General features: G+C 74.4%; 3 protein-coding genes. 1 reads left to right on the forward strand and 2 read right to left on the reverse strand.

Annotation, left to right across the window (positions count from 1 at the left end; translation table 11 throughout):
* Positions 1–88: 88 nt before the first annotated feature.
* The gene (locus tag DVA66_RS19725; RefSeq protein ID WP_114561504.1) at positions 89–583 is read right to left on the reverse strand and encodes an SRPBCC family protein; all 495 of its coding nucleotides are present in this window, start codon (positions 581–583) and stop codon (positions 89–91) included.
* A gap of 73 nt (positions 584–656) precedes the next feature.
* Positions 657–1676, reverse strand: coding sequence for a bile acid:sodium symporter family protein (locus DVA66_RS19730; RefSeq protein WP_114561505.1), 1020 nt, complete (start codon positions 1674–1676; stop codon positions 657–659).
* Between the two features lie 135 nt (positions 1677–1811).
* Between DVA66_RS19730 and DVA66_RS19735 the strand changes: the two genes are divergently transcribed.
* On the forward strand, positions 1812–2091 hold a 280-nt coding region (locus DVA66_RS19735; RefSeq protein WP_198671979.1), incomplete at its 3' end, for a hypothetical protein.

Raw genomic sequence — 2091 nt, forward strand, 5'->3', positions numbered from 1 at the left:
GCCGCGGCGGCGCGCGCTGCCCCGGGACGCGCACGGGCCCCGCCCCACCCGGAGGTGGCGACGGGGCCCGTGGCGTCGGACCGGTGGGTCAGATCGAGCTGTCGTGGGCCTCCGTGGTGCCCTGGCCGCCGGCCGGGACGTCCCCGCGCCAGGCGCCGGTCTCGCTCGGGCGCGACTCGATGAAGGACTTGAAGCGCTTCAGGTCGGCCTTCACCTGGCGGTCGTCGACACCGACCGCCGCGCCGACCTTCTCGACGAGACCCTCGGGGTTCCAGTCCATCTGGACCGTCACCCGGGTCTGGTTGTCACCGAGCCGGTGGAAGGTGACGACACCGGCGTGGCCGACGTCGCCGTCCACGCTCTTCCACGCCACCCGCTCGTCGGGGTGCTGCTCGGCGATCTCGGTGTCGAACTCGCGGGTCTGGCCGCCGACCGTGACGACCCAGTGGTTCCGGGTCTCACCCACCTGCGTGATCGAGTCGACCCCGTTCATGAACTCGGGGAAGGACTCGAACTGCGTCCACTGGTTGTAGGCCTGGCTGACCGGCACGTCGACGTCGATGGACTCCTGGACCTGGCTCATGCTGCCTCCTCACTCGTGGGGCGGCCGGGTTCCCCGGCCTCACGAGTGCACTACCCAGCCCTCCGGAGGGCATTCAGGCCCGTTGGGCCCCGGGCGTGTCGTCCTGCCGGACGCCCGGCGCCGTGGGCCGGCGCGACCACCACGCCGCCAGCACCGACCCCGACACGTTGTGCCAGACCGAGAACAGGGCCGCCGGCAGCGCGGACTCCGGCGTGAAGTGGGTCCGGGCCAGACCGGCCGCGAGCCCGGAGTTCTGCATCCCGACCTCGACCGCCACCGCACGGCGCGACGACTCGTCCAGCCCGACCACGCGGGCGGCGAGGTAGCCCAGCCCGTAGCCGCAGACGTTGTGCAGCACGACGACGAGGGCCACCAGCAGACCGGTGCTGAGGATGGCCGCGGCGCTGCCGGCCACCACCGCCAGCACCACCAGGGTGATGCCGAGCACCGACACCAGCGGCATCCACGGCAGCACCTGCGCCACCAGGCCCGGCAGGAAGCGGCGCAGCAGCAGCCCGACCACGATCGGGGCGATGACGATCTGCACGATCGAGACGAACAGCCCGCCCGCGTCGACCGGCAGCAGGTTGCCGGCCAGCAGCAGCACCAGCAGCGGGGTGAGCAGCGGGGCCAGCAGGGTGGAGACGGTGGTCATCGCCACCGACAGCGCGGTGTCGCCCCTGGCCAGGTAGACCATCACGTTGGACGCCGTCCCGCCCGGCGCCGAGCCGACCAGCACCACGCCGACCGCCAGCGCCGGCGGCAGCTGGAGCAGCGTGGCCAGCCCCAGCCCGAGCAGCGGCATCACCACGAACTGGGCCACCACCCCGATCGCCAGCGCCCACGGCCGGCGCGCCACCACGGTGAAGTCGCCGGTGCGCAGGGTCATACCCATCCCGAGCATGATGAGGGCGAGCAGCCAGTTCACGGCCGGGCCGAGCAGCAGGAACGGTGCCGGCACCGCCACCGCCACCGCGCCGGCCACCAGCACCACCAGCGGGAACCAGGTGCCGGCCAGCCGGCTGACCCGGGCGCCGGTGCTGTCGGACCCCGCAGGGGCCGGTGTGGATCGGTGCTCGTCGCTGCTGCTCATACCCTCGGTCCTGCTCGTCGGCTGCGGTCACCGGCCCGTCGCGGTGACCGGCTCACGCTAGCGGTGGGTGGGGACCGCCTCGGTCGGCGACCACGCTGCGACCAGCGCCGGCGGTCCGGTGCGATGATCGGGCGGGTGAGCCCCGACCTCGACCCGGTGCCCGGGCTGGACCCCGTCAGCCGTCTCGTGCTCGACGAGGCCGGCGTCGGCACCGGCGGACCGCCCGGGGACGTGCTGGTCGTCGACGACGTCGGAGGCGCGCTCTGCCGGGGCGTGCTCGCCGCGGGCGGACGTCCGCGGGCGTGGGTGGACGACCTGCGCGAGGCCCGCGCCGCCGCCGCGGCCGGGGCCGAGCTGGTGGGAGGTCCCGAGCCGGCGGCCCTCGTGCTCGGACGCCTCCCGACCGCGCTGTCGG

Source organism: Desertihabitans aurantiacus (genome assembly GCF_003344635.1).
In the GTDB taxonomy this organism is placed as follows: domain Bacteria; phylum Actinomycetota; class Actinomycetes; order Propionibacteriales; family Propionibacteriaceae; genus Desertihabitans; species Desertihabitans aurantiacus.

Bases quoted from the DNA above. Each gene is read 5' to 3' on its own strand.
- DVA66_RS19725 (WP_114561504.1), bottom strand. From the start codon at position 583: ATGAGCCAGGTCCAGGAGTCCATCGACGTCGACGTGCCGGTCAGCCAG.
- DVA66_RS19730 (WP_114561505.1), bottom strand. From the start codon at position 1,676: ATGAGCAGCAGCGACGAGCACCGATCCACACCGGCCCCTGCGGGGTCC.